A 25,910-nucleotide genomic window follows, 5' to 3' on the forward strand; every position below is an offset into this window, starting at 1 on the left:
CGCGACATTGATCACGTTCGGCTTCTTCTATAGATTGGCTTTAATTCAGTCGTTCGAAGATACCGGCAACACCCTGCCCACCGCCGACGCAGGCAGAAACCATCCCATACTTCTGATCGCGACGACGCATCTCGTTCAGCAGCTGAACCGACAATCGGGCTCCGGTAGAGCCAAGTGCGTGGCCAAGCGCAATCGCTCCGCCATTCGGATTGATTTTACTCTTGTCTAGTCCTAACTCCTGAATAACAGCCAGCGACTGAGCCGCGAATGCTTCGTTTAATTCGATCAGGTCTATGTCATCCTGTTTCAAACCCGCTTTTTGCAGCGCAATCGGAATTGCAGCAACCGGGCCAATACCCATTATCCGGGGTTCGACGCCAGCGGTAGCATACGATACCATACGCGCAATAGGCTGCAAATTCAACTCATTGACCAGCCGCTCCGACATAACGATCACGAAAGCCGCACCATCCGATGTCTGCGACGAATTACCCGCCGTTACCGATCCGCCCGCTGTAAATACTGGCTTCAATTTAGCCAGACCTTCGGCACTCGTATCTTTTCGTGGTCCTTCGTCCTGAGCAACAGTCCATTCGCGATTTTTCTTTTTGCCGCTCTCCGCATCAAAATAAGTTTCGCTCACGTTGATGGGGACAATCTCGTCCGTGAACTTCCCGTCTTTCTGAGCGGCTAATGCTTTCTGATGCGATTCATACGCAAACTCATCCTGAGCATCACGACTTATCTTGAACTGCTGGGCAACCTGCTCAGCCGTCAGGCCCATACCGATGTAATAATCAGGATGTGTTTTAGCGATTTCGTAGTTCAGTGCCGTTTTCCATCCCATCACCGGTACGAGCGACATGGATTCGGTACCACCGGCAATGATGCAATCGGCTAGTCCAGCATGGATCTTCGCCGATGCAATGGCGATTGCTTCCAGTCCCGAGCCACAATACCGGTTGATCGTCATACCCGGCACACTGTTGGGCAGCGATAACAAGGCGATATAGCGGGCAATCTGCATGCCTTGCTCTGCTTCGGGAACCGCGTTTCCAACGATGAGATCTTCAACACGGGCCGGGTCAAAATTGGGAACCTGGCTTATCAAATGCTTGATAACTTCAGCCGCCATATCATCGGGGCGAGTGAAACGGAGACCTCCGCGCGGGGCTTTACCCACGGCAGTACGGTATCCGGCTACAATGTATGCGTCCATAAAACAGACTGTTGATTACTGGTTAAGCAGGAAACTTACTGCAATAACCTAATTTTCGCGGGAAAAATCACAGTCCGAACGAAAATTATTATGCAAGCATACTATATCTGTACGCGTGCGTTTTTCATCATGCAGATGAGCCTCCACAATATGGCTGTAAGACAATAAGCCGTTCAGATAGTAGGAGAAGCGAGCGATATGGTACGTTGCTAGCGAGTTAGCTGCCGTTTGAAGAAAGCAAGCGATTCGAGATACACATCAATATCGTTCGGGTAGTCATGCTTCCCACCCAACACTTTCAGGAGCGTGACTTCGGGCTTCCCTTTTTGCTTATACGTGTATCGTTCGATCGTTTTTCCATCCGAGGGGTCCGTGTCGGGCAATAGCACTTTTGTCGGTTTATTCGTGTAACCCGCCAGCGTAGACCAGTACTGGAACGTCCGATCGGTGGAGCGCACCAGCCCCAAGCTGATGTTATTGGTCAGGACTTCACCACCCATGTATGGATTAACCTTGTCGTCGGTACCGTTGACAATCATAACGGGGATAGGAACCCGTTTTTCGGGACAGTCTAGATTGTTGGTGTCGGGAAGATTGGCGACGAGCGCCGATATGGCCCGAAATTTTTCGGGCATGGTCAAAGCAAGTTTGTAAGCCATATGGCCACCTCCCGACGTTCCCACGGCAAAAATTTGCTTCTGATTGATCGTATATTTATCAGCTAAATAGGTGATCATCTCCCCGAAAAACGTATTTTCATCTATGTTCTCTTTGTTGGCTGCTGAGTTGGCCGTTTTCCGGCATTCATTCCAGTACCGTTTGTAGCCATCCGGATAGACGAGCAGCAGATTTTCGTCATCTACTTTTTCCTCCAGTTTTCGCGCTCCCTCCCGAATGCCAAGTCCATTGCCGCCTGATCCATGCAAGATAAAGATCAGCGTTGCATTGGACTTAGGCGGTTTAATGAAATGAAATGTTCGATAGTGACCATCGACCCGAATAGAATCCGTAAGCAACGGCTCTTGCGCTGATGCGCTGCTTAATCCGAGAAAAGTGAAAAATAAGACGTAGCGAACCATATGATCGTTGTACAAATAGAATTGATCTAACACTCCATGCCGTTGTGCAGAGGCATGTGAAGGGAATAGATAAAGAAGGGAATGATCCAGTTGTTTTACTGGACAGGCAGGCCCCACGTCCATAAAAAAAGCCGCTCAATGAGCGGCTTACTATCAGTATGATCAAAATAACCCCTCAAATCAACGGTTAAAAATGACGGTCACCTGCTTCACGCTTACCGAGCATAACGGCACCGACCATAGCAACCAGAAAGAGCACGGATGCCAGTTCGAAGGGCAGAATATAATCGCTGTACAGCAGGTTGCCCAGGTTTTCAACCAAACCTGTTTTCGCGTTAAATGACGCCGAGTTTACGACTGGCACTTGAGCGCTTTTAGCCCGAAAAATGGTGATGAGCATCACCATCAATAAGCCGCCAACAACCACTGACGCTATTTTGGTTAGGTTCGTTTTCGATTCTTCATCATCTTTCCGCAGATTCAGAAACATGATGGTGAACAGAAACAAGACCATGATTGCACCCGCGTAGACGATAATATTGACCGCTGCCAGAAATTGAGCATTCAATAGAATGTAATGACCTGATAGGCAAAAGAAGGTCGCAATTAGGGCCAGAACGCTGTAAATAGGATTACGAGCCGTTACAACGCCAATGGCACAAAATAAGGTGATACCCGTAAGAATTAGGAACAGGTATCCGGTGGGCGTCAGAGACTTAAAAAAAGTTATAAATTCGGTCATGGTTCAGGTAAATGGAGAACGATGGGTGAGAAAGAACGACTAGGTAGCAGCTCGTGTCAGGCTAGGCTCCGTTGGTGTCGCTTTTACTTCTGAATTGGCGACACGAATATAGCGGTCGTCCATTTTCTCAACGAGCCGTTCCTTTCCGTAAATCACTTCGTCACGCTCCAGAAAAACGGGCACCATTTGATCGTGGCGCAGGTAAACAGCTTGTTTAGGACACGCTTCTTCACACAGACCACAGAAAATGCACCGCAGCATGTTGATCTCATAAACAGCCGCATATTTTTCTTCCCGGTACAGATTTTCTTCACCTTTCTTCCGTTCGGCGGCAACCATCGAGATCGCTTCGGCCGGGCAGGCGACAGCACACAGGCCACAAGCCGTGCACCGTTCGCGACCCTGTTCGTCGCGTTTCAGGATGTGATGGCCCCGGTATATCGGTCCGAGATATTTTTTTACTTCAGGATACTGAATCGTCGGCTTCTTGCGGAAAAAGTGACGGATGGTGATGGCTAGACCACTAACAACGGCTGGTAAGTACATCTTCTCCGCCAGCGTCATTTCCTTATTGCTGACTTGCTTGGAGCGATTTGTTAATTGCATGTTTTGTCCGTTTTCGACGCCTGATCTTCAGCTATTGATCGAGCTGGAAACCAAGCGTCATAAACTGTTAAGACTGTTGTGGAATGACAGCTTGCTTAGGTGTCCGGGCGGTCGATGTTACGGCTAGCACGGTCATTACGATAACAATGAGCCAGGACGCATATTTGAAATCATAAAGCAATCCAGCGCCCGTTAAGACAACGTTCAGAATCGACAGTGGAATGAATGTCTTCCAGCCTAAGTTCATCAATTGATCGTAGCGGAAACGAGGTAATGTCCAGCGAACCCACATGAAGAAGAAGATGAAGAATAAGATCTTGCCGAAGAAAACAACGAATTGGATTGCCGTTGCCACGTTATGCCCGGCTACTGCTCCTAGCGACCCTTCCAAAGCTCCTCCCACTTCGTTCATGAACGGGTAGTGAAAACCGCCGAAATACAAAGAAGAAATAAAGGCTGATGAAACGAACATATTGATGTACTCGGCAAACAGGTAGAAGCCAAGTTTCATCGAGCTATATTCGGTATGATAGCCCCCCACAAGCTCCGTTTCGCACTCCGGAAGATCGAAAGGTGTACGGTTACATTCGGCAAAAGAGCAGGTTAGAAAGATAATAAAGCCCAATGGTTGCGTGAACACATTCCATTCGAAGAAGGTAGCCTGCTCATTAACGATTGCCCGAACGGATAATGAACCAGTCATCATCAGAATCGTGATCATGGATAAGCCCAGCGCAATTTCGTAGCTGATGTTTTGTGAAGCGGCCCGAATCGCGCCCAGCAACGAAAATTTGTTGTTAGAAGCCCAGCCACCCACCATGACGCCATACACACCCAGCGAAACAACGCCGAAAATGTATAATACGCCAATGTTGATCTCGATTGCCTGTACGGGAATGTCGTAGTTGACTTTATCCCAAGCAAACCGGATGCTATCGGCGAATGGAATCACCGCGCTCGACATCAATGCAGTAAGCATCGCCAGGCAAGGCCCTAAAATAAACAGCCATTTGCTGGCCTGCGACGGAATAAAATCTTCTTTGAAGAACATTTTACCCGCATCGGCAATGGGTTGCAACAGCCCCCACGGTCCCGCACGGTTAGGCCCGATGCGGTCTTGCAGGAAGGCGGCCACCTTGCGCTCGGCGTAGGTTGAATAGGTCGCGATGAGAAGCGTTATCCCGAAAATAACCAGAATAATAATTCCCTTAACGATTAATATGGGTAGGTCCATTTTTTGTTTTTCTGTTTACAATTCTTCGGTCTACGACTCAACTCCAAACGGGAGAATGTAAACCACCTGTGAGCAGCTATAAACTAAATCAAGGTTCGGGCTCCATTGCCGATGGTAATTTGGCGAAGCGCTCCGGTGGTAACTGCTGAATCGTCAATTGCGAGGTGTCCCGTTCATCGTGAATGGGCTTGTACTCAGCGGCTGCCAATCGTTGACCAAAGCTTGGTTTGATCGTGTCGGCCCGGTATTTGTTGGCCGAGATGACGGAGCTACGCGAGACTTTTGTTGGTCCTTCAATGGTCCAGTCGCTGGTTTTCTTTTTCTCGAAGCGGCAGGTATTACAAATGAACTCAGTTACTTCATTCCACTCGTTTTTGCGAGCCGTTACGCGAATTACTTCCTCTCCCCGGTACCAGATCGTCACGTTGCCTGAGCAGGTCGGACAATCGCGGTGTGCATCAACCGGTTTCGTGAACCAGACCCGATTTTTAAACCGGTACGTTTTATCCGTCAGCGCACCAACGGGGCAGACATCGATTACGTTACCCGAAAAATCATTGTCGATTGCCTTCTCGATGTAAGTGCCAATCTCAGACGCATCACCCCGGCCTAATACGCCATGAACGCGTTTTTCGGTAATCTGATCAGCCGTGTACACGCAACGGTAGCACAGAATGCAGCGCGTCATGTGTAGCTGTATGTATGGACCTATATCGTGCTTTTCGAACGTCCGGCGATCCTCTTCGTAGCGCGTTGTAACCTTGCCATGATCGAAAGCGAAATTCTGAAGATCGCATTCGCCAGCCTGATCGCAGACAGGGCAATCAAGCGGGTGGTTCAACAGCAAAAACTCAACAATACCATTGCGAGCATCGAGTACCTGTGGATTCGTCGTATTTTCTACGATCATTCCATCCTGTACGGCGGTTAGACAAGACGCTACCAGTTTAGGCATAGGCCGTGGATCTTTAGCCGAACCCGCAGCTACCCGAACCAGACAGGCCCGGCATTTGCCGCCACTACCTTTCAACGGCTGGTAGTAACACATAGCCGGAGGAGCCACCTCCGGACCGATTTTGCGAGCGGCCTGCAGAATGGTTGTGCCCGGCTCTACCTCTACCTCAATGCCATCGATAGTGACCTTTAACAGTTGCGGCTTTACATCTTCCATATAGTCGTAGTGCGGCCCTGGAGCCGCTCTGTAAATGTTGATTATGGCGGCTAAAAAGCCACACGTTGGTTACACCAATGCCATTTCGCCCCGATAAACAGCGCCGGGTTGGGTTGCTTCCGCAGGATTGTCGATGTGCCACTGGAACTCATCGCGGAAATGCCGAATAGCACTGGCTACGGGCCAGGCGGCAGCATCGCCGAGTGGACAGATCGTATTTCCTTCTATTTTCTTGGCTACGTCTACCAGCAAGTCGATGTCCTGCTGATGGCCATGACCATATTCAATGCGATGTAAAACTTTTTCCATCCAGCCCGTTCCTTCGCGGCAGGGACTGCACTGTCCGCACGATTCATGATGATAGAAACGCGAGAAGTTCCAGGTGTTCCGAACGATACAGGACGTTTCGTCGAATACAATAAAACCGCCGGAGCCAAGCATTGTACCCGTAGCGAAACCACCTTCCGATAGCGATTCGTAACTCATCAGCCGCTTGTCGCCGTTTGCCAGCGTCAGGGCTAGATTCGCTGGTAGAATGGGCACAGACGAACCACCGGCTACCAAGGCTTTGAACTTATGCCCGGTCCGGATGCCACCACACCACTCATCGGCGTAGATGAAATCTTCAACCGGAACACCCAATTCAATTTCATACACACCCGGCTTGTTGATGTGCCCGGACGCTGAAATCAATTTTGTGCCCGTGCTTCGTCCAATGCCAATCGCGGCATATGCATCGCCACCATTATTAACAATCCACGAGGCCGTAGCGATGGACTCAACATTATTAACTACCGTGGGGCACTGATACAGCCCTTTTACAGCCGGGAAGGGGGGTTTATTGCGGGGGTTTCCCCGTTTGCCTTCCAGCGATTCGAGTAAGGCCGTTTCTTCCCCACAGATATAGGCACCACCACCGGGCTGCACGACCAGTTCGAGGTCATAGCCGGTACCCAGAATGTTTTTACCCAGAAAACCTTTCGCCTTTGCTTCGGCAATGGCTTTTTCGAGAATACGGATGACGTACATCAGTTCACCCCGAACGTAGATGAACGATTTGTTCGCGCCCAGCGCAAATGATGACACAATCATTCCCTCAATAAGCAGATGAGGGATATTCTTCATCAGGTAATGGTCTTTGAATGTTCCGGGTTCCGATTCATCGGCATTGCAGACGAGGTAACGGGGAACGCCCTCCGGCTTAGCCAGAAAGCTCCACTTCATACCCATCGGAAAGCCAGCACCACCCCGGCCCCGAACGCCTGCCTTTTTCACTTCCTCAACAATGGCTTCAGGCGTCATCGTTTTCAGTGCTTTCTCAACGGCGGTATAGCCGCCCTGTTTCCGGTAGACGTCGAAAGTTTCGATGCCGGGAACGTTAATATGTTCGGTTAGTATTTTGGTAGCCATGTGTTACTTCGACAACTCGTCAATGATCTCGTCTACGCGCTCGTTGGTCAGATTCATGTAATACTTCTCCCGAACCTGAAACACAGGACCCATGCCGCAGGCTGCCAGACATTCAACCTCTTTGAGCGTAAACCGCCCATCTACCGTTGTTTGTCCTGTATCGACCCCAAGCCGTTGTTTCAGATGGGCCAGTACTTCTTCACCACCCATCAGGCAGCAAGGGCCTGTACGGCAGTATTCGATGACGTGTTTGCCGACCGGATCAATGTGGTACATGGTGTAGAACGTTGCTACTTCATAGACCTCAATGGGCTGAATATCAAGCAACCGGGCCACATAATCCATGCCTTCGGGACTCGTCCAGCCTTCCTGTTCCTGCAATAGGTGGAGCAGGGGCAGTAACGCTGATTTTTGCCGGTCTTCCGGATAGTTGGCAATGATTTCCTGTGCTTTCTCTAAACGTTCTGGGGTAAAAACCACCGTTTTATTTCCAACAGTCGTGCTCATAAATTGAAAACTATAAACCGCTTCGGCGATCCGGCCTGACCTGCCGTGGCCCGACCTGACGCGGCCCGGTGAAAACTGTATTAAGCATCCAACTCACCCGCAATGACATTCATGCTACTCATGATAACGATAGCGTCAGAGAGGGTAAGGCCCTTACACATCTCAGGATAAGCCTGATAGTAGATAAAGCAAGGGCGACGGAAATGGAGTCGATAGGGGGTGCGACCACCATCACTGATCAGGTAGAAACCTAGCTCGCCGTTGCCTCCTTCGACCGCGTGATAAACCTCGCCAGCTGGTGCATCGATCTCACCCATCACAATCTTGAAGTGATAGATCAGCGCTTCCATGTTCTTGTAGACCTCCTGTTTTGGCGGCAGGTAATACTGGGGAGCATCGGCATAATACGAGCCTTCGGGCAGGTTGTCGATCGCCTGCTGAATGATGCGCAGGCTTTGCTTCATTTCCTCATTCCGAACCATGAAACGGTCGTAGGTGTCGCCACTCTGTCCGACAGGAATGTCAAACTCAAAATCCTCGTACGACGAGTATGGGTTCATCACGCGAACGTCATAATCGACGCCCGCTGCCCGCAGGTTTGGTCCTGTAAATCCGTAACTTAGGGCGCGTTCGGCTGAAATCGCTCCGACGTTTACGACGCGATCCATAAAGATCCGGTTGCGGTTGAACAGATTTTCGAACTCGTTCAGCACTTTCGGAAAGCGCACCAGCAGTTCTCTGATCTTACGAATGGCCGTAGGAGAAAGGTCACGCTCCATACCGCCAATACGACCCATATTGGTCGTTAGGCGGGCTCCGCAGATCTCTTCATAGATTTCGTAGATCTCTTCGCGCTCCTGGTAGATATACAAGAAGCCGGTGAAGGCCCCCGTATCAACACCCAGAATGCCATTACAGATAAGGTGATCGGCCAGGCGGGCCAACTCCATCATAATGACACGAATATACTGCGCCCGTTTTGGTATGTCGATACCCAGCAACTTCTCGACCGTCATGTGCCAACCCATGTTGTTGATGGGTGACGAACAGTAGTTCATCCGATCGGTGAGCGTCGTTATCTGATAGAATGGCCGACGCTCGGCAATCTTCTCGAAGGCCCGGTGAATATAGCCGATGGTCTGCTCGCTGGATACGATTTTCTCGCCGTCCATTTGAAGGACGTTTTGAAAAATGCCATGCGTAGCGGGGTGCGTTGGCCCAAGATTGAGCGTCGTTAGTTCGTTGACGTACTGAATCGGCCCCTGTTCGGCAGGCAGATTTTTGTTTGCTATATCGAGATCTTCAGAAATCATTGCTCAAGGAGTAAAAAACCAAAGAATGGACGAGTGTAAAATGAGTCGATATGGTATCGTTCATGTACCCGTACGTTCTTTCGCCCGTATTTATCGTCCAAACAGTGCGTCAATTTTGTCTTCGCGGGTGGCATCTTCCAGCGGATACTCCCGGCGCATAGGGAAATAATCCATCTCTTCCATGTTCAGGATTCGGCGAAGATCGGGATGCCCATCGAAGATGATGCCAAAAAAGTCGAAGGTTTCGCGTTCCATCCAGTTGGCGCTGGCAAAAATAGAACTCGCCGTGGGAATATGAAGATCCTCTCCCGAAAGAAAGACTTTAATGCGCAGGCGGAAATTGTTCGTCAGGCTGTGCAGGTGATAGACTACGCAGAACTCGTTGCCGGCAGAATCCGGATAGTGTATTCCGGTAATGTCCGTTAGAAAACTAATCCGATAAGACGAATGATCGTTTAAATACGTGAGCAGGGGAATGATCGTCTCCCGGGTCGTCGAAAAGGTCAGCAGGTCATACGGATCATCGAAATCACTGACGGCCTCGCCAAATTGGGTTAGTATAGTCTGCGCAACTTCTTCGTTGGTCAGCATCGTCAAATAGTGAATGAGTGAATAAACAACTGAATGATGCCGGGAACAAACTGTCCATGCACTCAGTCGCTGATTTGGTTATTGAATGCTGTACGAGTTCAGCAGTTTCTGATACTCCTCGGTGTTGCGACGACGCAACGACTCGTTCTTTGCCAGTTCCTGAACCTGCATAACTCCGTCAAGAATCTGTTCAGGCCGAGGTGGGCAACCCGGTACGTATACATCAACAGGAATAATCCGGTCAATACCCTGAAGTACGCTGTACGTGTCAAAAATACCACCACTCGATGCACAAGCACCAATGGCAATAACCCAGCGGGGCTCGGCCATTTGCAGATAGACCTGCTTTACGACAGGGCCCATTTTTTTGGCAATTGTTCCGGCAACGAGGAGCATATCGGCCTGGCGGGGTGAGAAGCTCGGACGTTCGGAGCCGAAGCGGGCCAGATCAAACGTTGACGCCATCGTTGACATGAACTCAATGCCGCAGCACGAGGTGGCAAACGGCAATGGCCAGAGCGAATTTGCCCGGGCTAAACCAATAATTTTATCGAATGAAGTAGCGGAAAATCCCGGTCCGTCGTAACTCGCAGGGGCCTCGGCCAGCTTAATGTCAGTTGCCATAAATACGTTGTAGTTGCTTATCAAACAACGAATAAGTAGGTTCTAAAATTCATTTGATGAAGGCTATTCCCACTTTAGAACACCTTTGCGAATGATGTAGTAGAAACCGGCCAGTAACAGGCCCATGAACAGTACCATCTCAATAAAACCGGTCATGCCCAAGCCTTTGAAATTGACGGCCCACGGATACAGAAAAATCACTTCCACATCGAACAGTACGAACAAAATAGCAATCAGAAAGTATTTGATTGATATTGGTGTGCGGGCGTCGCCCTGTGCAGGAATGCCACACTCGAAAGGATCATCCTTTTTTTGACTATTACGCTTGGGGCCGATTGAGTGAGTAACAATCATCGTTGTGACGATGAAGCCCAGAGCTAAACCAAGCTGAATCAGCACCGGCAGATAGTCGGCCGGCAGGTAAGTAGCGTTCATACAGCGAATTGAAAAGTAGTGGCGCAAAGGTAGCGATAAAACCAATAGGCACATTTAGTTACCATTGATCCCTTTGGCCGAACATCTTCCAAAGATACAAAATAACCGTTGTTTTTTCAACAGCCAAGATCGCCCGGCTGCTGCTCATACGGCTTCCAACGAAACGAGGTCTTTTCAGAGAAAAGACCTCGTTTACGGTCAAAAAAGCTGTTGTCAATTACTAACGGGCAACGACAATCCGCCTGGATACATTAAAGCCAGCGGAACGGACGCCTATTATGTACACGCCCTGAGCGAGCCCAGTTAGATTTATCAATTTTCGTTCATCGAAGATCGGGACTGAATAGGAGACCAGTTCCTGTCCGGTCAGCGTATACACAGTAACGAGCGCGTTGGTCAGATTTTCGATGGTCTCAATGGTTACAACGCCGTCGCTTACCGGGTTCGGATACACACTAATGCCGCCTGTTGTCTGATCGAATGTAAACTGCTTTGGTGCGCTAAAGTCGGAATAGCAGGTCAGGCTCGGCGTATTAGCCAGTGCGAACGTAGTTTTGGCACGGGCCGAGTAGCTCCCCGTAACGATAACTTTAACTTCAGCCGTTGTCTGCGGAATCACTTCATTGGCCCGTCTCCAGTCAAACGCGTCATTCTGTCCGCCTGTCGATGCGGGCATGTCAGCCCGTAACGCGTATGTACCGACCTGCTCGACCGTTGGAACCGCTAATTTAGGCCGGACAGTGAGGGTAATGGAGGATGACTGGGCCGATCTACAACCGTAGACGTTGACGCCCTGTACCGAATAGGTGCCGGACGTTTTGAGCGCTATGGTGTTGCTGGTTACACCTGTACTCCACAATGGAACACTACCTGCTGAAGCCACAGCGGTTAATGTAATTGCCGAATCGGCGCAGATCTGTTGTTGGCTTGCCGCCACCTGTCCAGGTTGTGTACTAAGCGAGATCGCGGGAACGGTCGGCTGAATGATTCCCTGTACGTCAATGGGAGGGGACAAATAGGTGTTCCCTGTTCTGTCTTTGAGAATAGCCCGGTAAACACCTGGTCTATTAACGGTGATCGATTGAGCCGTCTGACCCGTGTTCCAAGTGTACGATTTATACAGATCAGGTAGACTAAGTGTCAATGAGCTATTCGTTCCGCAGGCTACCCTCACCGTAGGCGATGGCAATGGCGTCAGCGGGCGTGAGGTGGCAAAGAAAATAGCGTTCAGGCTGTTGAACCAGGCCTGTCCCAACTGCTTTAAGCCATCGCCACCGAAGTGAACATCGCCCTCAAATCGCGGAATCTGAATATTGTCGGTAAAAGGACCGGCAAAAACGTTGTTGTTATACGTATTGATAACATCGTTTTGCGCCTGAATGATCTCCTGGCTTACCTGGCCCATGTTATACGACGACCGCGCCAATACCCAGGCTGGATAGCGGTCGGTGTCGGCACGAGTCTTATTGACTAAATACTGCATGCCATCGTTATATGCTTTTCTTGTTGAATGTAAAGGCACGTTGTCATTTTCACCCTGTTGCCACAAGACGGCCCGCAATCCCTGAAGCGAACAATAATAGCGGAGGGCGATCAGCAAATTGGCGTAGGGCATGCCAGCCGGAAAGTTTTCGTTCGGTGTACCCAGAGCGAATATGTTTTTGGTAACGATACCATCCGAGCTTTCTTTCCAGTTGTTGATAACGGTTGCCTGCCAGGCTGTATTCATAAATAACACCGGGACATTGTATTGTTTAGCGATCAAATCGCCCAAAACGCCCCAGCACCAGGCGCTTTGCCCACGAGGCCCGATGAGTGAGGTTGCACTTAATTGCTGAAACGTTGGTGCTGGTGGATCGGCTAGTGAGTTGGCCGTGCTGTTGTCATACGTAACGCAGTTGACCCGGTCATCGGCTGCTCCAACCGCACCAAAATTCTGGAATCCCTGTGCGTTCGACTGCCCCGTAATGATAAATACTTCGCCGACACCAACCTTACGGATTACATCACTGCCCAGAATCACACCACCCGAAAATACCTGTATTTCCAGTCGGTACCATCCGCCCTGAGCGCGTAATGAGCTTTGAAAGACGCCCCCCTGCGGGTTTCGCTGGATCGTTGCCCACTCGGTACTGATGCCTTGACCGGATGCTTCCGCAACAACCCGCGCCTGTATGCTATCCACGGGCTGGTAATAATTACCCGAAACGTAAATGGTACTTGTATTATCATTCCCTCGCTGAAAAATGGCTCTGCTCTCGGGATACGTAATCTTCACCACCTGATCGGCTGTCTGCGCCTTACCAAGGGGCACAAAAAGCACAGTGACTATAAGAAAGGTGAAAAGATTATAGTACTTTTTCATATGTTGATTTTCTTTTACTCTAAACTACGACAATACAGGTACTGTTCGTAATGCAACAATCAGACCTGACTTTAACTAGGCTACCGTTCAATCATAAAATCCCCGGCAAAATGTGAACCTTGCCGGGGATTTTATGATTGAACGGTAGTTTGAGTAATATATTACAAACCCAGCAGAATTCGTTTGGATTTGTTGAAGCCTGCGGCCTGTACTTGCAGGATATAAACGCCCGGCGGCAGATCGTTCAGCGATAATTGTTTTCGCTCATCCAGTGTACCGACATTCCGAACCAGCACTCGCTGGCCATTTAACGTGTAGACCATGATCGTTGCGTTCGTCAGATTTTCCTGCGTTTCCAAAATGATAATTTTGTTAGGGCTCGGGTTCGGATAAACACTGAGACCATCGAAACTGGGGTCAACAGTAAGCGCATAGGCTACCGAAGGCAACGAAAAGCAGGTGAGCGTATTTGAATAAACGATCGATGAGCGTGCCGTGTAACTTCCGGACGTTCCCGCTTTGATAATAGCCGTTTGGGCGGTTAGAGAATCCGTGCCACGACGCCACAGAAAACGATCCCCATTAGTCGAACTGATGGCTTGCAATGTATAGGTGCCAATCGAATTGATAGTCGGTGCGGGCGGCAGTGCTTTAACATCGACAACGGTAGGCGTCGCAGTTGGTGATATGCATCCGTTCACGTCACGAATCCGCGCGGTATAATTCCCGGCCTGACCCGTGCTGATGCTCCGCGTAGAGTCACCGGTCGACCAAAATACAGTATAAGGCCCTTCGACCGTGAATGTCACCCGATCACCCTGACAAATCATCGGCGACTTATTAGCCAGAATAGTCGGAGCGTTCGGCAATGGATTTACACGAACATTGATAACGGGGGAGAAGGGCGATAAGCAACTGTTCTGATCCCGTGCTTGAACCGCGTAATTGCCTGATTGAGCCACTGTAATAGTTTTGCTGGTCTGCCCGTTCGACCAAACTATGTCGAAGGGTGATGTTGCATTTAACGCTACCGAGTTTCCCGCACAGAAGGTTGTGGCTCCGGCAGCCGCAACGGTCGGTGTGGCAGGCAGTGGATTTACCCGTACATTAACAATATCCGATAATACAGAGGTACAGCCAAATCGGTTTGTCGTTTGTACCGAGTAGTTTCCGGATTGCGTAACGGTCAGGCTTTGAGTAGACTGGCCATTTGTCCAGATGTAAGCGGCATCTGATGGGGCGGATAAGATCACACTGCGGTCTGCGCAAAACGTTGTCGATCCACTCGGCGTTATCGTTGGCTTGGCCGGGACCGGATTGGCCGTAACCTGAATGCTGTTAGAAGCCGCCGATGTACAACCGTTCTGATCCGTTACGGTCAGGCTGTAGGAACCCGATGCGGTTACGGTTATTTGCTTCGCTTTTTGACCGTTGCTCCAGTTGTAAACGACATTATCACTCGCTGTCAGTAAGATGGTGTTGTCGCCCTGACAGAAGGTCGTTGACTTACTATTGGTGATTGTCGGCGTGGCAGGAAGCGGATTAACCGTAAGTTGGAGCGTATTTGATACGAAATCACAACCACTAACATCACGATACCGGACCGCATAAGAGCCGGCTATACTGGCATTAAATACTCTCCCAGAAGCCAGACTCGCACTTGTTGGTTGACTGAGCCAGGTTACATTGTCATAATTCGAGGTCAGTGCTAATGTATTTCCGGCGCAAATTGCCGGTAGCTTGCTATCAACCACGGATGCAGTAGGCGTATCAGATACCCGGACATAGCTGGTAAACTGAGTGTTACCTTTTGCATCCTTTACCTTGGCCCGGTATAGAGCGCCTGGTCCTTTCGTAATACTTTGAGTAGTTTCGCCCGATTCCCATTGAATGGACGAATAGCTTCCATTTACACTAAACGTCAGGTTGTTACCAGCGCAGGCTACCGTAACGGTTGGGGCCAGGGTTGGAGAATTTGGGGTTGAATTCTGGAAAAAAGCGTCTGTGAGGCTGTTGTTCCAGAGAGTCGATACAGAAACTAACCCATTAAAATCGAAGTGAACGCCATCCGGATCGTTGAGCGGAGGACGATTGCGCGGAATTTGAACCGTATCGGTAGCGGGACCGGCAAACACATTTTTGACGCTACTGATCACTTGATTCTGGGCCGCAATTATTCGGCTATTTGATCCGAGTGGATCATAATGCGATGCTCTTGACACCACCCACGATATGTCCCGGCCGAAATCGGATCGGGTTTGATCGATAAGAAACCTCAGATCGGTTACGTAGCTGTCGGTAGTTGTGTTGAATACGTTATCGGCTTCGCCCTGATGCCACAAAATGGCCCGTATGCCAAGCATGTTGCTGTAATATTGCAGCGCGATTTTTAAATTTATATACGGCTGGCGCGCTGGATAAGGTGAACCACCATACCCATAAGCCTGACCACCCGTTGGTGCACTATCGCTCCAGTTGCGAACCGATGTACCGACAAAAGCCGCGTTGAAGAACATGACCGGTACATTCAGCCGGGTCGCTAGGAGGTCACCCAGCCGTCCCCAGCACCAGCTTCCCGTGCCTCGCGGGGCAATGGTAAAACCGGTGCTGTTATCTAAATGGGAGAACTGGGGTACGGGCGGGTCATTGGGGAAACCACCGTCGGGGAAACGGTAGTTTACGCAATTGACCCGGTCGTCGGTTGAGACCGGCGCGTTGTAGTGAACACCCTGTGCGTTGGATTGACCAGCTACAACAAAGACCTCACCGACACCAACACGCTCAATCGTTGTAATGGAGCCAACCTGCTGATCGCCGTTCATACCCCTGACCTGAAGATCATACCAGCCACCAGCTACCGTAATATCTCCGGCAAAAACGCCCCCGGCTGGACTATTCTGTATCGACACCCAGTCTGTCGACGTTCCCTGATTGTTTCGGGCCTGCACCCGAGCCTGAATCTGGGCGACGGAGGCTGTGTAGTACCCCGTAATGCGAAACGTTGCCTGATTGGCTTTGTTCCGTTGAAAGACAGCTCGACTGGTAGGAAATGAGACTTGAATCTGAGCCATCGATAGTGTTGGCAACAGTAGCCATACTGCTAGATAGCAGACCAACGAAACATGTTTCATAGTGCGTACAGATGCGGCCAGGTTGTATGCTAGGCGGCCAGTTTACTAAAATTCAAATCAAATTAGTCTATTCAGATGGTTCAGGGGTCACCGTCAATCGTTCCCAGATGCTGTCTTTTAACTCATCCAGGCCTTGCTGGCTTACCGCTGATATAAATGTTACAGGTAATTTTTTAGGTAGTGTCTCCTTAATACGTTCCAGTTCGGCCTGATCAACCAGATCTGTTTTTGAGATCGTTAGTAGTCGGTCTTTGTCCATCAGTTCCGGATTGTATTCCCGAAGCTCATTCAACAGAGTATTGTATTCCTGCCGAATGTCTTCGCTATCAGCTGGAATTACGAACAAAAGCACCGAGTTCCGCTCAATATGCCGTAGAAACCGCAGGCCAAGCCCTTTCCCCTGTGAAGCACCTTCGATGATACCGGGAATGTCGGCCATAACGAATGATTTGTAGTCTCTATAAGCAACGACCCCTAAATTGGGTACAAGGGTTGTAAACGGGTAGTCCGCAATTTCAGGACGAGCCGCCGATAGTACCGATAGGAGGGTCGATTTTCCCGCATTCGGAAACCCAACCAGACCGACATCGGCCAGCAGTTTTAATTCCAGCACCACCCACTCTTCGATACCTGGTTCACCAGGCTGAGCATAATGGGGGGCCTGTTGAGTAGGTGTCTTAAAATGATCATTGCCTAAACCTCCTCTACCGCCTGGAAATAGAATGATTTCCTGATTCTCGGCTGTAATCTCCGCCAGTTGCTCGCCGGTATCCGGGTTTCGGGCAATGGTACCGAGAGGAACTTCCAAAATAACGTCCTCGCCCTGTGCTCCACTACGTCGCCCACCTTCGCCCGCCACACCGCTTTCCGCTTTTATGTGTTTGCGGTATTTTAGATGGAGCAATGTCCAGAGTTGCGGGTTACCTCTTAAAATAATATGCCCCCCCCGTCCGCCATCACCGCCATCCGGTCCGCCTTTTGGCGTGTGTTTCTCGCGACGGAAGTGAACCGACCCTGCTCCGCCAGCACCCGACCGACAATTTATTTTTACGTAATCAATAAAGTTAGATGAAGCCATATGTTATATACTACGCCAGTTTTACCGCACGGGTATAGTCTGGATTAGTAACGAAAATTAACCAACGGCCTGCGCAATCTTACTACATATAAGATCGAAGATCGTCTCAATATCACCGATACCGTCGATGGCGGCAAATTTGTCTTGTTTGCTGTAATAGTCTGCTACAGGTGCAGTCTTCTCATTATATTCTTTAACACGTCGACGAATAAGTTCTTCGTTTTGATCGTCAGGACGGCCCGATGTTTGGCCGCGTACCAACAAACGTCGGGTTAGCTCTTCATCATCGACAACTAAAGCAATCATTGTGGTGATCTGCGTGTCGTGTTGGTGAAGTAGCTGGTCCAGGGCTTCTGCTTGTGGAACTGTACGGGGAAAGCCGTCAAAAATGAAACCGGCGGCAGTCTGATTCTCGTGTAGTTTGTGCTGGATCATGCCAATGACGACCTCGTCGGGCACTAGCAGACCCTGATCCATTAATTGTTTTGCCTTGATCCCTAACTCAGTGCCGGCAGCAATTTGGGAACGTAACAGATCGCCTGTGGATAAATGAACTAGGTTGTATCTACGAATTAATTTCTCGCTCTGAGTTCCTTTGCCCGCCCCTGGAGGGCCAAACAGTACAAGGTTAAGCATACGGCTTTCGTAAGGTGGTATCGTCTGGGTAAAAATTTGCGCCCGCAAAGTTACGATTCCACCCGTAAAATAATACAGGAACTCGTAACGGCATCTATGTTTTTATTTACTGGAAATCAAAGCAAAAGCGCCGACCACTGGCCGGCGCTTTTGCTTTGATTTATATTCAGTACCGTCAATTACCGGCTGTACTCTTCTTCGCAGGTGATTTAGGGGCTGTTTTTCCGGCTGGTTTTGTTGGTGCAGGTGTTTCTTTAGGACCTGCCAGCGCTTTCTTCACGCTCTCATCGTTTGGATCGATAGCCAACACTTTCTCGAAGTATTCTTTCGCCTTCGCGTCGTCCTTCTTCAAGATGCTAAATCCTGCCAGTGCCTTGTACGATGTAACCAAGTACTTTTTGTAATCGGTTTTGTCTGACGAATCTGGAGCCATAGCCTGCTCGATGAATTTTTCATAAAGTGGACCAGCTTGACTCGCAGCCTTTTCTTTGTCGTTAGGATAAGCGTAGTAGTTAGCCCCGGCACGATAGTAGTAAGCTAACGGATACTTCTTGCCATCTGCTTCAATCCGTTGTGCCATTTGAGCAAAAGCCGAGTCAGCACGCAAATAATATTGCTGTTTTACAACACGAATCTGCGCGGTATCCATTGGCGCAGCCGAGCTATCACGTCCAACCCGTGGCGCGTATTGATAGTTGGCTAGACCTAACCACAGGAAGTCATTGTTTTGTGGCTTCTTGTCGTTTGCAATTGTTTTCGCGTAATACTGAGACGCTCTGTCATACCGCTTCGTCTTGTAATACTTCTCGCCAATCTCACGGTACAAATTCTCCGTGGTATCTTGTGGAGCCGCCTTTTCTAAATTGGCAACGCTCAATGAGTCACCTTCCGGTGTTCCAAGCTGGCCGTATGCCCGACCCAAATATTTGTAATCGTCATAGATTACTTTCTGAGGAGCGGTCGAAATGAAGCGATTCAGTGACTCAACTGATTCCTGATTTTTACCAAGAGCCGAGTAAGCCCAGCCGTACATCCGATCGATGATTGGGTTGTTGATTTTCCCTTTCAACTGATCGAGGTACGCAATAGCACCCTGATAGTCCTGAGCCAGAAATTTGTAGCGCGCTACATCAAGTAATTGCTCTGGATCGGTTGTACCACTCTTCTGAACGTACAATTCGTAGTTCGTAGCCGCGGCCTTGTATGCCCGTGAGTTCGCGAGCGCATCAGCGTAAGCCCGGTAAGTCGGCGCAAATTCCGGATCGTTCTGAATGGCTAATTTGAAATACTCCTGCGCTTTGGTATAGTTCTTACCACGTAGGTAAAGACGACCGATCTTGTAGTTCGCTTCAGCCAGATTTGGCGAAATCGTCAATGCATTCTCATATTTGGAAATTGCATTACCACCGTCGTTTTTCAGGAAGTACGCATCGCCCAGCAACATTTCGATCTCGGCGTTTTCGTTCTTCTTATCTTTCTCATCGGCAATGGTCAGCAGGCGTATCGCTTCCGCTGGATCGTTTGTTTCTTCCAGCGTGTACATTTCACCTGCCCGCAGCAACACGTTCTGGTCTTTGCTTTTGGTGGAATTAACCGCATTATCGATCAGCGTTTTCGCGCCGGCACGATCTTTCTTGGCCAGTGCTACACCTGCAAGGCCAACGTTGTTCAGTTGGTTTTTTCCATCAGCGGCTACCCCTTTCTCAAACGCTGCCTTAGCCTTATCGACTTGGCCGCTTCTCAGGTAATAATAGCCTAGGTAAAATTGATTGTCAGCCGATGGCGAGCTAGTCGCTAACTGCGTTAGCGTTTGGCCTGCTTTCGCAAATCGCTCAGCCTCCACGTCTTTGAGTGCCGTTTGGACGTCCTGCGCCATTAGTGGAGCAGTCATTGCAGTCCCCACGAACAGGATGGTCAACAGCGATTTTCTCTGGTTGTTCATCATGTATTTCAGGTTGGAAAATTAGAAAAAAGGTTTTGTGAGTATAAAACAATTAGCAAAACTAAAAAATTGCGTTTAAATCAAAAAACTTGATTTTACGTTTGTGAGTTTACGGATCTGCCAAATACTTCTTATTTGCATATAACTACGCAAATAGGTAGTTTGTATGTGAAATCTATTATTTTTTTTAGACTTTATTGAACGACTCGTGTAACATGGTAGTAATATACATGCCTGACCCTTAGCTCATAACGCAAGTTGTCAGGGACATGCTATTGTTTCCTCAGGTTAATCTCTCTATTGTACTTTACTGACGGCCAGAGCCCAAGTTTATAGATGATCAGTGAGCCAGCGTCCCGCATTACATAGTTCACCAGTCCGCCACCCAGTCCCGGATGTGCTTCACGACTTAAGACATAAACGGGTCTCCGAAGCGGGTATCGCTGCATGCCCAGATCCTCCTGAAAAGGCTGAAAGTAATCAGCCCGACTGGCTGGATTTTCCTTCGCGGAGACGCCGACAACGCGTAAATCTTTTGAGAGTTCAGTTGTGAGCGGTTCATCGCCATCGCTGATCCAGTTCACGCCGATAAAGCCCAGTGTTGATGGATTCGTTCTGACAAAATCAATAACCTCCCGATTGGATTTAGCCGTAAAGATTCGAAGACCTTTAACGTCCGTAATGCCGAACGTGTGTAATATAAAGTCTATGTTGCTGGAGTTGTTGTTATCGAATACCAACGTAATAGGACTCGACTGATTACCCCCTTTCAACTGTGACCATTGCGTGAGTTTTCCGGTGAAGATGCCTTTCAGCTCACTCATCGTTACTAAGCTATCAGTGTTGGCTTTGTTGATCAGAAGTGCCACACCATCGGTAGCGAGTTTGGTTACAGACCCCACAATTTTCCGTTTGTCTAAGACGGCTTTCTCACTGGGGCTTAACTTCCGGGTCGTAAAGGCAATCCGGGCGCTGTCTTTGAGCATAAGGTTGATAGCCTCTTGCTCAGGTGCATAAATCACTCTAAAGTGAGCATCGGGATAGATACCCGAGTAAGCCGACGTTAGCTGGGTGACGAGAGGCCGGAATGATTCATCAGCAGCGATCACGATTGATCCTCTGGACGGACTGTCGAGCGCTGGTTTTCCACCATCACAACCCAGCAGCCCAATCAGAAGAACGATGCCGCAAATCCCTGATCTAATCATTTTCTCGAAAAGCCTGATAGGACCGATATGACCGGAAACTTCCATAAACCAAGAGCAGTATTGCTAACCCGTATCGAAAGAATCCCGATTCAGGGAAGACGCCAAAAGACTGAGAGGAGGCTATCAGTGCGATGCCTCCTCCCAAGTATGCCAGTGAAGCTAGTACTGAAATGAATAGTGTTAGCTTCGCTGGACCTCGATTTTGTCCGCGCATAGATAACTTATTCCAGCGTGAAGTTGATCGGTAGGTTGTACTTAACACGAACCGGACGACCAGACTGTTTGCCAGGACGCCATTTAGGCATACCTTTCACTACGCGTTGTGCTTCTTCATCTGTACCGAAGCCAAGACCTTTCAACACAGCTACATCCTGAATACTTCCGTCGGTGTTAACGACGAAGCTTACGAACACACGTCCTGAGACGTTAGCCCGTTGGGCAGCAGCTGGATACCGAAGGTTTTTCTGTAGGTATTGTCCCAAAGCAGCCATACCGCCGGTAAATTCTGGCTGTTGCTCAACCACCGTAAAGATTTCTTCCTCTTTAGGGGCCGCTTCAACAGCAGCTTCTACCTTCGTAGGGGCAGCCGACGCTTCAGGAGCCGCAATTACTTCCTCTGCATTCGGATCACCTTCCTGCGTTTTTTCAGCCGCTACCGCTTCTTTGAGCTCTTCAACGGCTGGTGGCGGTGTTTCTTCAGGAACTTCCTCATCTGGTTTTACCTCGGGAGGCAAGAACTTCACCGTATTCACCTTCGGCATTTCGACCGGTGGTGGTGGTGGCGGTGGCGGTTCGTTCGGGTCAATCGGCGGTGGTGGGAGTTTCATCAAATCCACCTCAACCATTGCTTGTTCTTCTGCTTCCGGCGTTAAAGCGGTAATGATGGTTGGCGTAAGAACACCAAGTGTAAACAAGATACCACCAATTATTAGGGCGCGGGTAACGGTCTTTGGGTATGTTTTCCGCAGATCGTAGGCACCATATGCTTTGTTCCGGTTGGCAAACACGATATCATCGAGCGTTGCCTGGGATTCTAATTCTGCCATGGTGCTATGCGTCTAATTTTACTTTGTCTTTGAGAAGTTTCTTCTCGTCCGGAGTTAACTGATCCACGAGAGCGTAACGCTTTAGTTTCGTGATGGCCATTTCATCCAGAACGTCAACCATGTTCTTGTAGGTCGACTGTTTTGTGGGCTTGATAACCACGACAAACTTTTCGCCACCTACTTTTTTGACATTCTCCTGAAGAGCCTGCCGAAACTCGTAGCCATAGCCAACGGTTTTTACTTCGGGATCTTCGTTCGCAGCTTTACCAAAGATGTAGTAAGCTTTGTTGTCTTTTCCCAAAAAGACCGTCATTACGTTAGATGCCTTGATTGGCTCCGTTTCTTCCTGTTTTGTTTTGTCCGGCACGTTGAGCGTCATCGAAGATGGTTTGCTCAGGGTGGTGGCCAAGATGAAAAAGGTGATCAGAAGGAATCCTAAGTCTACCATCGGGGTCATATCTACCCGAGTCGATGCTTTCTTGGACCGTACCTTACCACCATCATGCTTACCACCACCACCACCGGTGTTAATTTCTGCCATGAGTTTGTCTGGTTTTAGTTTTTAGCGTAGCCTTCTAAGCGTAGAAGTAGTACCTGCCAAAAACTATAAGCTGAATTAATCTGCTTTCCAACCAGCTGGGGGAGCTTCTGTTCCCGTGATCAGGTTGAATTTGTTAATATTCTGCGCTTGTAGCGTAGCCAGTACGTTCTTGAACTCGGGGAATTTAGCGAGGTTGTCGCCTTTCAGCGCAATCCGGAGTCCGTTGTTGGCCTTACGGGCGTTGAACACCCAGTCTTTCAGTTCGTTCGTTGGTGCTGCTCCCGTCGAATCCGTTGGAATGCCTGGTTGTTTCACCTTACCCTGTTGTTCTTTTGGAAGGCTCAGGTACGACTTCAACTGGTTGATCGGTAAACCAAAGTTCGACATCAGCGAGAACTCTTTCATCTCGTTGGGTGTGAACGTGATCCCTTTCGCTGCTGCAATATTTTCCAGCATAGAAATGCGATTCTGCGCATTGTCGATACCGAAATAGACTTTGCCGTCCCGACCAAGACCAATGGTCATGATATCTCTATCGGGAACTTTAATGCCGGAAATCGACGATGGAGTTTCAATTGCTGCTGCATCCTGCGACCGGAACTGGGCTGTAAGAATAAAGAACGTAAGCAACAGAAACGCCACATCAGTCATTGCCGTCATGTCCACCGAAGAACTGGCACGTTTAATTTTAACTGCTGGCATGAGTTATTTTGTTTCTACCTGCCCGACGTGCGTCGGGCAGGTGGTTTGGATATACAATCTCGACTAATAGTGAGCAGCAAAATTCTGCTGAATGCTCAATCCAATTTCATCGATGTTGTAAGTCAGAACGTCAATCCGGCTAGTGAAGTAGCTATACATGATCGTTGCGATAGCTGCTGTACCGATACCCAAAGCCGTGTTTACAAGGGCCTCAGAGATACCTGTAGATAGAGCACCTGTATCAGGCTGGCCAGTAGCACCCATGGCTGCGAAGGCACGGATCATACCAAGTACCGTTCCAAGCAGGGCGATCAGCGTCGAAACCGAAGCCAGCGTAGCGATGATCGTCAGGTTTTTTTCCAGCATTGGCAATTCAAGCGTAGTAGCTTCTTCCACTTCCTTTTGCAGAGCTACCAACTTCTGTTCTTTGTCAAGCTGCGTATCGGTAGCCAACTGCTGATATTTAACCAGCGCTGTTTTAACAACGTTACCGATCGAACCTTTTTGCTTGTCACACGCCTGGATGGCAGCTGCCACGTCGTTGCGGTCAAGCGAAGCTTTCACTTTCTGAACGAAATCATCAATCGAACCGGTACCCGTCGCCCGACCAATGGTGATAAAGCGTTCGATCGAGAACACCAACACCGTTAAGAAACAGGTAAAGAGAATTGGCACGATGAATCCACCTTTGTAAACGGTACCGAAGTAATCGCCTGGTAGTGGTTCTTTCGTGTTGTCACCTTCCTGGAAGTGGCTGCCATCACCGAAGACGAACATGTACGTCAGGATACCGATCAGCAGCAGAACAGGAATTACGAACGCGGGGTTTAAACCACCTGACTTCTTTTTGGGTGCCGCTGCCTTGGCTGGTGCTGGAGAAGGAGTTTGTGTTTTCATTGGAACTGGACTGTAGGGTTAAATTTGAAAGTTGGTTTGCCCGGTAAAAAAAGCAAAAAAATTAGACTCTTTTGGTTTGTTCAGTTAAAAATTTGAGTGAAAGCCGTCTAAACCTTTACAAAACTATGGTTTTTCCGACGAATACAACGCAAACGTATTAGCCAAATTTTATTTGCTTATACTAATCCATCAATAAGTACTTATCGGCCTCTTGCAATGTCATACATGTACTTTACTAATGTGTAAACCGGTAAAACCTTGTTTCTCAAGCATCCAATATTGAGCGTTTCCAAGAGAAGTGGGTCAACGGACAGGTTTCAGGAGGGGCTTTGTTCATAAAATAATTGTTAAGGTTGCTTCAGGAAATAAGAGACTAGTATCTCTCTGTGTCTACTAGATGCAATTGATTCCCGGAATGCATACGGGTAAAAATATTTTTTTTGTCCTAGAAAAAACCAGAAGAGTTACCAAATCGTATATAACAAAATAATTGACATAAATCAATTAGATTTTGTACTATAAGAACCCGAGAGTAAATCGATTATCAAAAAAAGGTAAAGTTCCTCTGGCATTGAAGGTAATATTCTGTGTCAACAACCAGCTTTTTTAACGCCATGTTGTACCTGTATAAATTCCGTACAGCAAGTATTGTCGCCACCTGGGGGGTAACATCCATCGACTTTTTTCAGCGATTTGTCAGCGTTTCTCAAGGTTGGCTCTTTGCCGGATGGATTCTCTTTACCATTTTGTTAATAATGGCTGCATTGACCTGTGGAGCTATGACCGCTCACGCATTGCTATCGCTGTGGCAGGGTACGCCGTTCATCAAAGATCTTGTTGACGACGAACCACAGCCTGCTATTTAACTGTGAACGTTGGCCAATTCATTGCTGATCTAACAAAGAGTAACGTTTCGGCTAGTTTTCTGCTACACAATATCCAGTAAGCCTCACAGTAGTGAGCGGCTCATCCCACAAAAGCTCGTCCTTGAGCGCTGATTGACTTATACCTTACCAAAATTACCGTGATAGTAAGGTGCCTCAACACGTCTGTTAGTGCTCTTCTCAATAAAAAGTAAAAACTATCTGAGTTTGGCTTGGCCAGGCTTCGACTTGGCCTTGGTGACTAGGTGTACGGGCGAATCTAGCGCTTTGCTCTGCCTGTTTGCGAATCAATTTTCTGCTCCGAATTGAATGGTAAAGCACTAGTGTGTAGCACATCCGAAAAAAACAGCCACTTACAGAGTTTGTAAGTGGCTGTCGATTACTGTCGGGAAGGCGGGATTCGAACCCACGACCTCTTGCACCCCATGCAAGCACGCTACCGGACTGCGCTACATCCCGAATTGGATTGCAAAGGTAGTGAAGAGTAAAGAATGAACAATGAAGAATATCGAAAATTTGTGCTCTTCATCATTCAACCTTCACTCTCCA

General features: G+C 48.8%; 23 protein-coding genes and 1 tRNA gene. 1 reads left to right on the top strand and 23 read right to left on the bottom strand.

The genetic code is table 11. The features are described from left to right. Nucleotides 1–40 precede the first annotated feature (40 nt). From GK091_RS01905 to GK091_RS02010, 22 genes are all read right to left on the bottom strand, one after another. Nucleotides 41–1,219, bottom strand: a complete 1,179-nt coding sequence (locus GK091_RS01905; RefSeq protein WP_164034937.1) for an acetyl-CoA C-acyltransferase — start codon at nucleotides 1,217–1,219, stop codon at nucleotides 41–43. Between the two features lie 209 nt (nucleotides 1,220–1,428). Then, nucleotides 1,429–2,298, bottom strand: coding sequence for an alpha/beta hydrolase family esterase (locus tag GK091_RS01910; RefSeq protein ID WP_164034938.1), 870 nt, complete (start codon nucleotides 2,296–2,298; stop codon nucleotides 1,429–1,431). A gap of 187 nt (nucleotides 2,299–2,485) precedes the next feature. Further along, nucleotides 2,486–3,040 carry an NADH-quinone oxidoreductase subunit J family protein gene (locus tag GK091_RS01915; RefSeq protein ID WP_164034939.1) on the bottom strand — a complete coding sequence of 185 codons (555 nt, stop codon included), beginning with the start codon at nucleotides 3,038–3,040 and terminating at the stop codon, nucleotides 2,486–2,488. 39 nt (nucleotides 3,041–3,079) lie between these two features. Beyond that, nucleotides 3,080–3,646: a NuoI/complex I 23 kDa subunit family protein gene (locus GK091_RS01920; RefSeq protein ID WP_164034940.1), complete on the bottom strand. Its 567-nt coding sequence runs from the start codon at nucleotides 3,644–3,646 to the stop codon at nucleotides 3,080–3,082. 67 nt (nucleotides 3,647–3,713) lie between these two features. Beyond that, nucleotides 3,714–4,880, bottom strand: coding sequence for an NADH-quinone oxidoreductase subunit NuoH (nuoH, locus tag GK091_RS01925; protein WP_164034941.1), 1,167 nt, complete (start codon nucleotides 4,878–4,880; stop codon nucleotides 3,714–3,716). Nucleotides 4,881–4,968: 88 nt separating this feature from the next. Continuing rightward, complete coding sequence (locus tag GK091_RS01930) at nucleotides 4,969–6,051, bottom strand: 2Fe-2S iron-sulfur cluster-binding protein (RefSeq protein ID WP_164034942.1); 1,083 nt, start codon at nucleotides 6,049–6,051, stop codon at nucleotides 4,969–4,971. Nucleotides 6,052–6,120: 69 nt separating this feature from the next. After that, nucleotides 6,121–7,461, bottom strand: a complete 1,341-nt coding sequence (gene nuoF, locus GK091_RS01935; protein ID WP_164034943.1) for an NADH-quinone oxidoreductase subunit NuoF — start codon at nucleotides 7,459–7,461, stop codon at nucleotides 6,121–6,123. Nucleotides 7,462–7,464: 3 nt separating this feature from the next. Beyond that, the gene (gene nuoE, locus GK091_RS01940) at nucleotides 7,465–7,968 is read right to left on the bottom strand and encodes an NADH-quinone oxidoreductase subunit NuoE (protein WP_164034944.1); all 504 of its coding nucleotides are present in this window, start codon (nucleotides 7,966–7,968) and stop codon (nucleotides 7,465–7,467) included. Between the two features lie 80 nt (nucleotides 7,969–8,048). Then, a complete protein-coding gene (locus GK091_RS01945; RefSeq protein WP_164034945.1) occupies nucleotides 8,049–9,281 on the bottom strand; it encodes an NADH-quinone oxidoreductase subunit D in 1,233 nt (410 codons plus the stop codon). A gap of 90 nt (nucleotides 9,282–9,371) precedes the next feature. Beyond that, nucleotides 9,372–9,872, bottom strand: coding sequence for an NADH-quinone oxidoreductase subunit C (locus tag GK091_RS01950; RefSeq protein WP_164034946.1), 501 nt, complete (start codon nucleotides 9,870–9,872; stop codon nucleotides 9,372–9,374). A 78-nt stretch (nucleotides 9,873–9,950) separates the two neighbouring features. After that, nucleotides 9,951–10,496, bottom strand: a complete 546-nt coding sequence (locus GK091_RS01955) for an NADH-quinone oxidoreductase subunit B (protein WP_162388844.1) — start codon at nucleotides 10,494–10,496, stop codon at nucleotides 9,951–9,953. Between the two features lie 63 nt (nucleotides 10,497–10,559). Continuing rightward, complete coding sequence (locus GK091_RS01960; RefSeq protein ID WP_164034947.1) at nucleotides 10,560–10,931, bottom strand: NADH-quinone oxidoreductase subunit A; 372 nt, start codon at nucleotides 10,929–10,931, stop codon at nucleotides 10,560–10,562. A 220-nt stretch (nucleotides 10,932–11,151) separates the two neighbouring features. Next, nucleotides 11,152–13,296, bottom strand: a complete 2,145-nt coding sequence (locus GK091_RS01965) for a T9SS type A sorting domain-containing protein (protein WP_164034948.1) — start codon at nucleotides 13,294–13,296, stop codon at nucleotides 11,152–11,154. Between the two features lie 161 nt (nucleotides 13,297–13,457). Then, complete coding sequence (locus GK091_RS01970) at nucleotides 13,458–16,367, bottom strand: T9SS type A sorting domain-containing protein (protein ID WP_246202117.1); 2,910 nt, start codon at nucleotides 16,365–16,367, stop codon at nucleotides 13,458–13,460. Between the two features lie 127 nt (nucleotides 16,368–16,494). Next, nucleotides 16,495–17,505: a GTPase ObgE gene (gene obgE, locus GK091_RS01975; RefSeq protein ID WP_164034950.1), complete on the bottom strand. Its 1,011-nt coding sequence runs from the start codon at nucleotides 17,503–17,505 to the stop codon at nucleotides 16,495–16,497. 57 nt (nucleotides 17,506–17,562) lie between these two features. Then, nucleotides 17,563–18,141, bottom strand: a complete 579-nt coding sequence (locus tag GK091_RS01980; RefSeq protein ID WP_164034951.1) for an adenylate kinase — start codon at nucleotides 18,139–18,141, stop codon at nucleotides 17,563–17,565. Between the two features lie 175 nt (nucleotides 18,142–18,316). Continuing rightward, nucleotides 18,317–20,086, bottom strand: a complete 1,770-nt coding sequence (locus tag GK091_RS01985; protein ID WP_164034952.1) for a tetratricopeptide repeat protein — start codon at nucleotides 20,084–20,086, stop codon at nucleotides 18,317–18,319. A gap of 269 nt (nucleotides 20,087–20,355) precedes the next feature. Further along, complete coding sequence (locus GK091_RS01990; protein ID WP_246202118.1) at nucleotides 20,356–21,291, bottom strand: PstS family phosphate ABC transporter substrate-binding protein; 936 nt, start codon at nucleotides 21,289–21,291, stop codon at nucleotides 20,356–20,358. A gap of 221 nt (nucleotides 21,292–21,512) precedes the next feature. Then, nucleotides 21,513–22,337: an energy transducer TonB gene (locus tag GK091_RS01995; RefSeq protein WP_164034954.1), complete on the bottom strand. Its 825-nt coding sequence runs from the start codon at nucleotides 22,335–22,337 to the stop codon at nucleotides 21,513–21,515. A 4-nt stretch (nucleotides 22,338–22,341) separates the two neighbouring features. Next, nucleotides 22,342–22,878 (bottom strand): ExbD/TolR family protein, encoded by a 537-nt coding sequence (locus GK091_RS02000; RefSeq protein WP_164034955.1) that lies wholly within the window; start codon nucleotides 22,876–22,878, stop codon nucleotides 22,342–22,344. 75 nt (nucleotides 22,879–22,953) lie between these two features. Beyond that, on the bottom strand, nucleotides 22,954–23,580 hold the full coding sequence (locus GK091_RS02005) for an ExbD/TolR family protein (RefSeq protein WP_164034956.1): 627 nt from the start codon (nucleotides 23,578–23,580) through the stop codon (nucleotides 22,954–22,956). A 63-nt stretch (nucleotides 23,581–23,643) separates the two neighbouring features. Then, nucleotides 23,644–24,477 (bottom strand): MotA/TolQ/ExbB proton channel family protein, encoded by an 834-nt coding sequence (locus GK091_RS02010; RefSeq protein WP_164034957.1) that lies wholly within the window; start codon nucleotides 24,475–24,477, stop codon nucleotides 23,644–23,646. Nucleotides 24,478–25,091: 614 nt separating this feature from the next. Between GK091_RS02010 and GK091_RS02015 the strand changes: the two genes are divergently transcribed. Continuing rightward, nucleotides 25,092–25,343: a hypothetical protein gene (locus GK091_RS02015; RefSeq protein WP_164034958.1), complete on the top strand. Its 252-nt coding sequence runs from the start codon at nucleotides 25,092–25,094 to the stop codon at nucleotides 25,341–25,343. Nucleotides 25,344–25,746: 403 nt separating this feature from the next. Here the strand turns inward: GK091_RS02015 and GK091_RS02020 are convergent. Then, a tRNA-Pro gene (locus GK091_RS02020) sits at nucleotides 25,747–25,820 on the bottom strand. Nucleotides 25,821–25,910 lie beyond the last annotated feature (90 nt).

Origin of the sequence: Spirosoma agri (assembly GCF_010747415.1) — a bacterium.
GTDB lineage: Bacteria > Bacteroidota > Bacteroidia > Cytophagales > Spirosomataceae > Spirosoma > Spirosoma agri.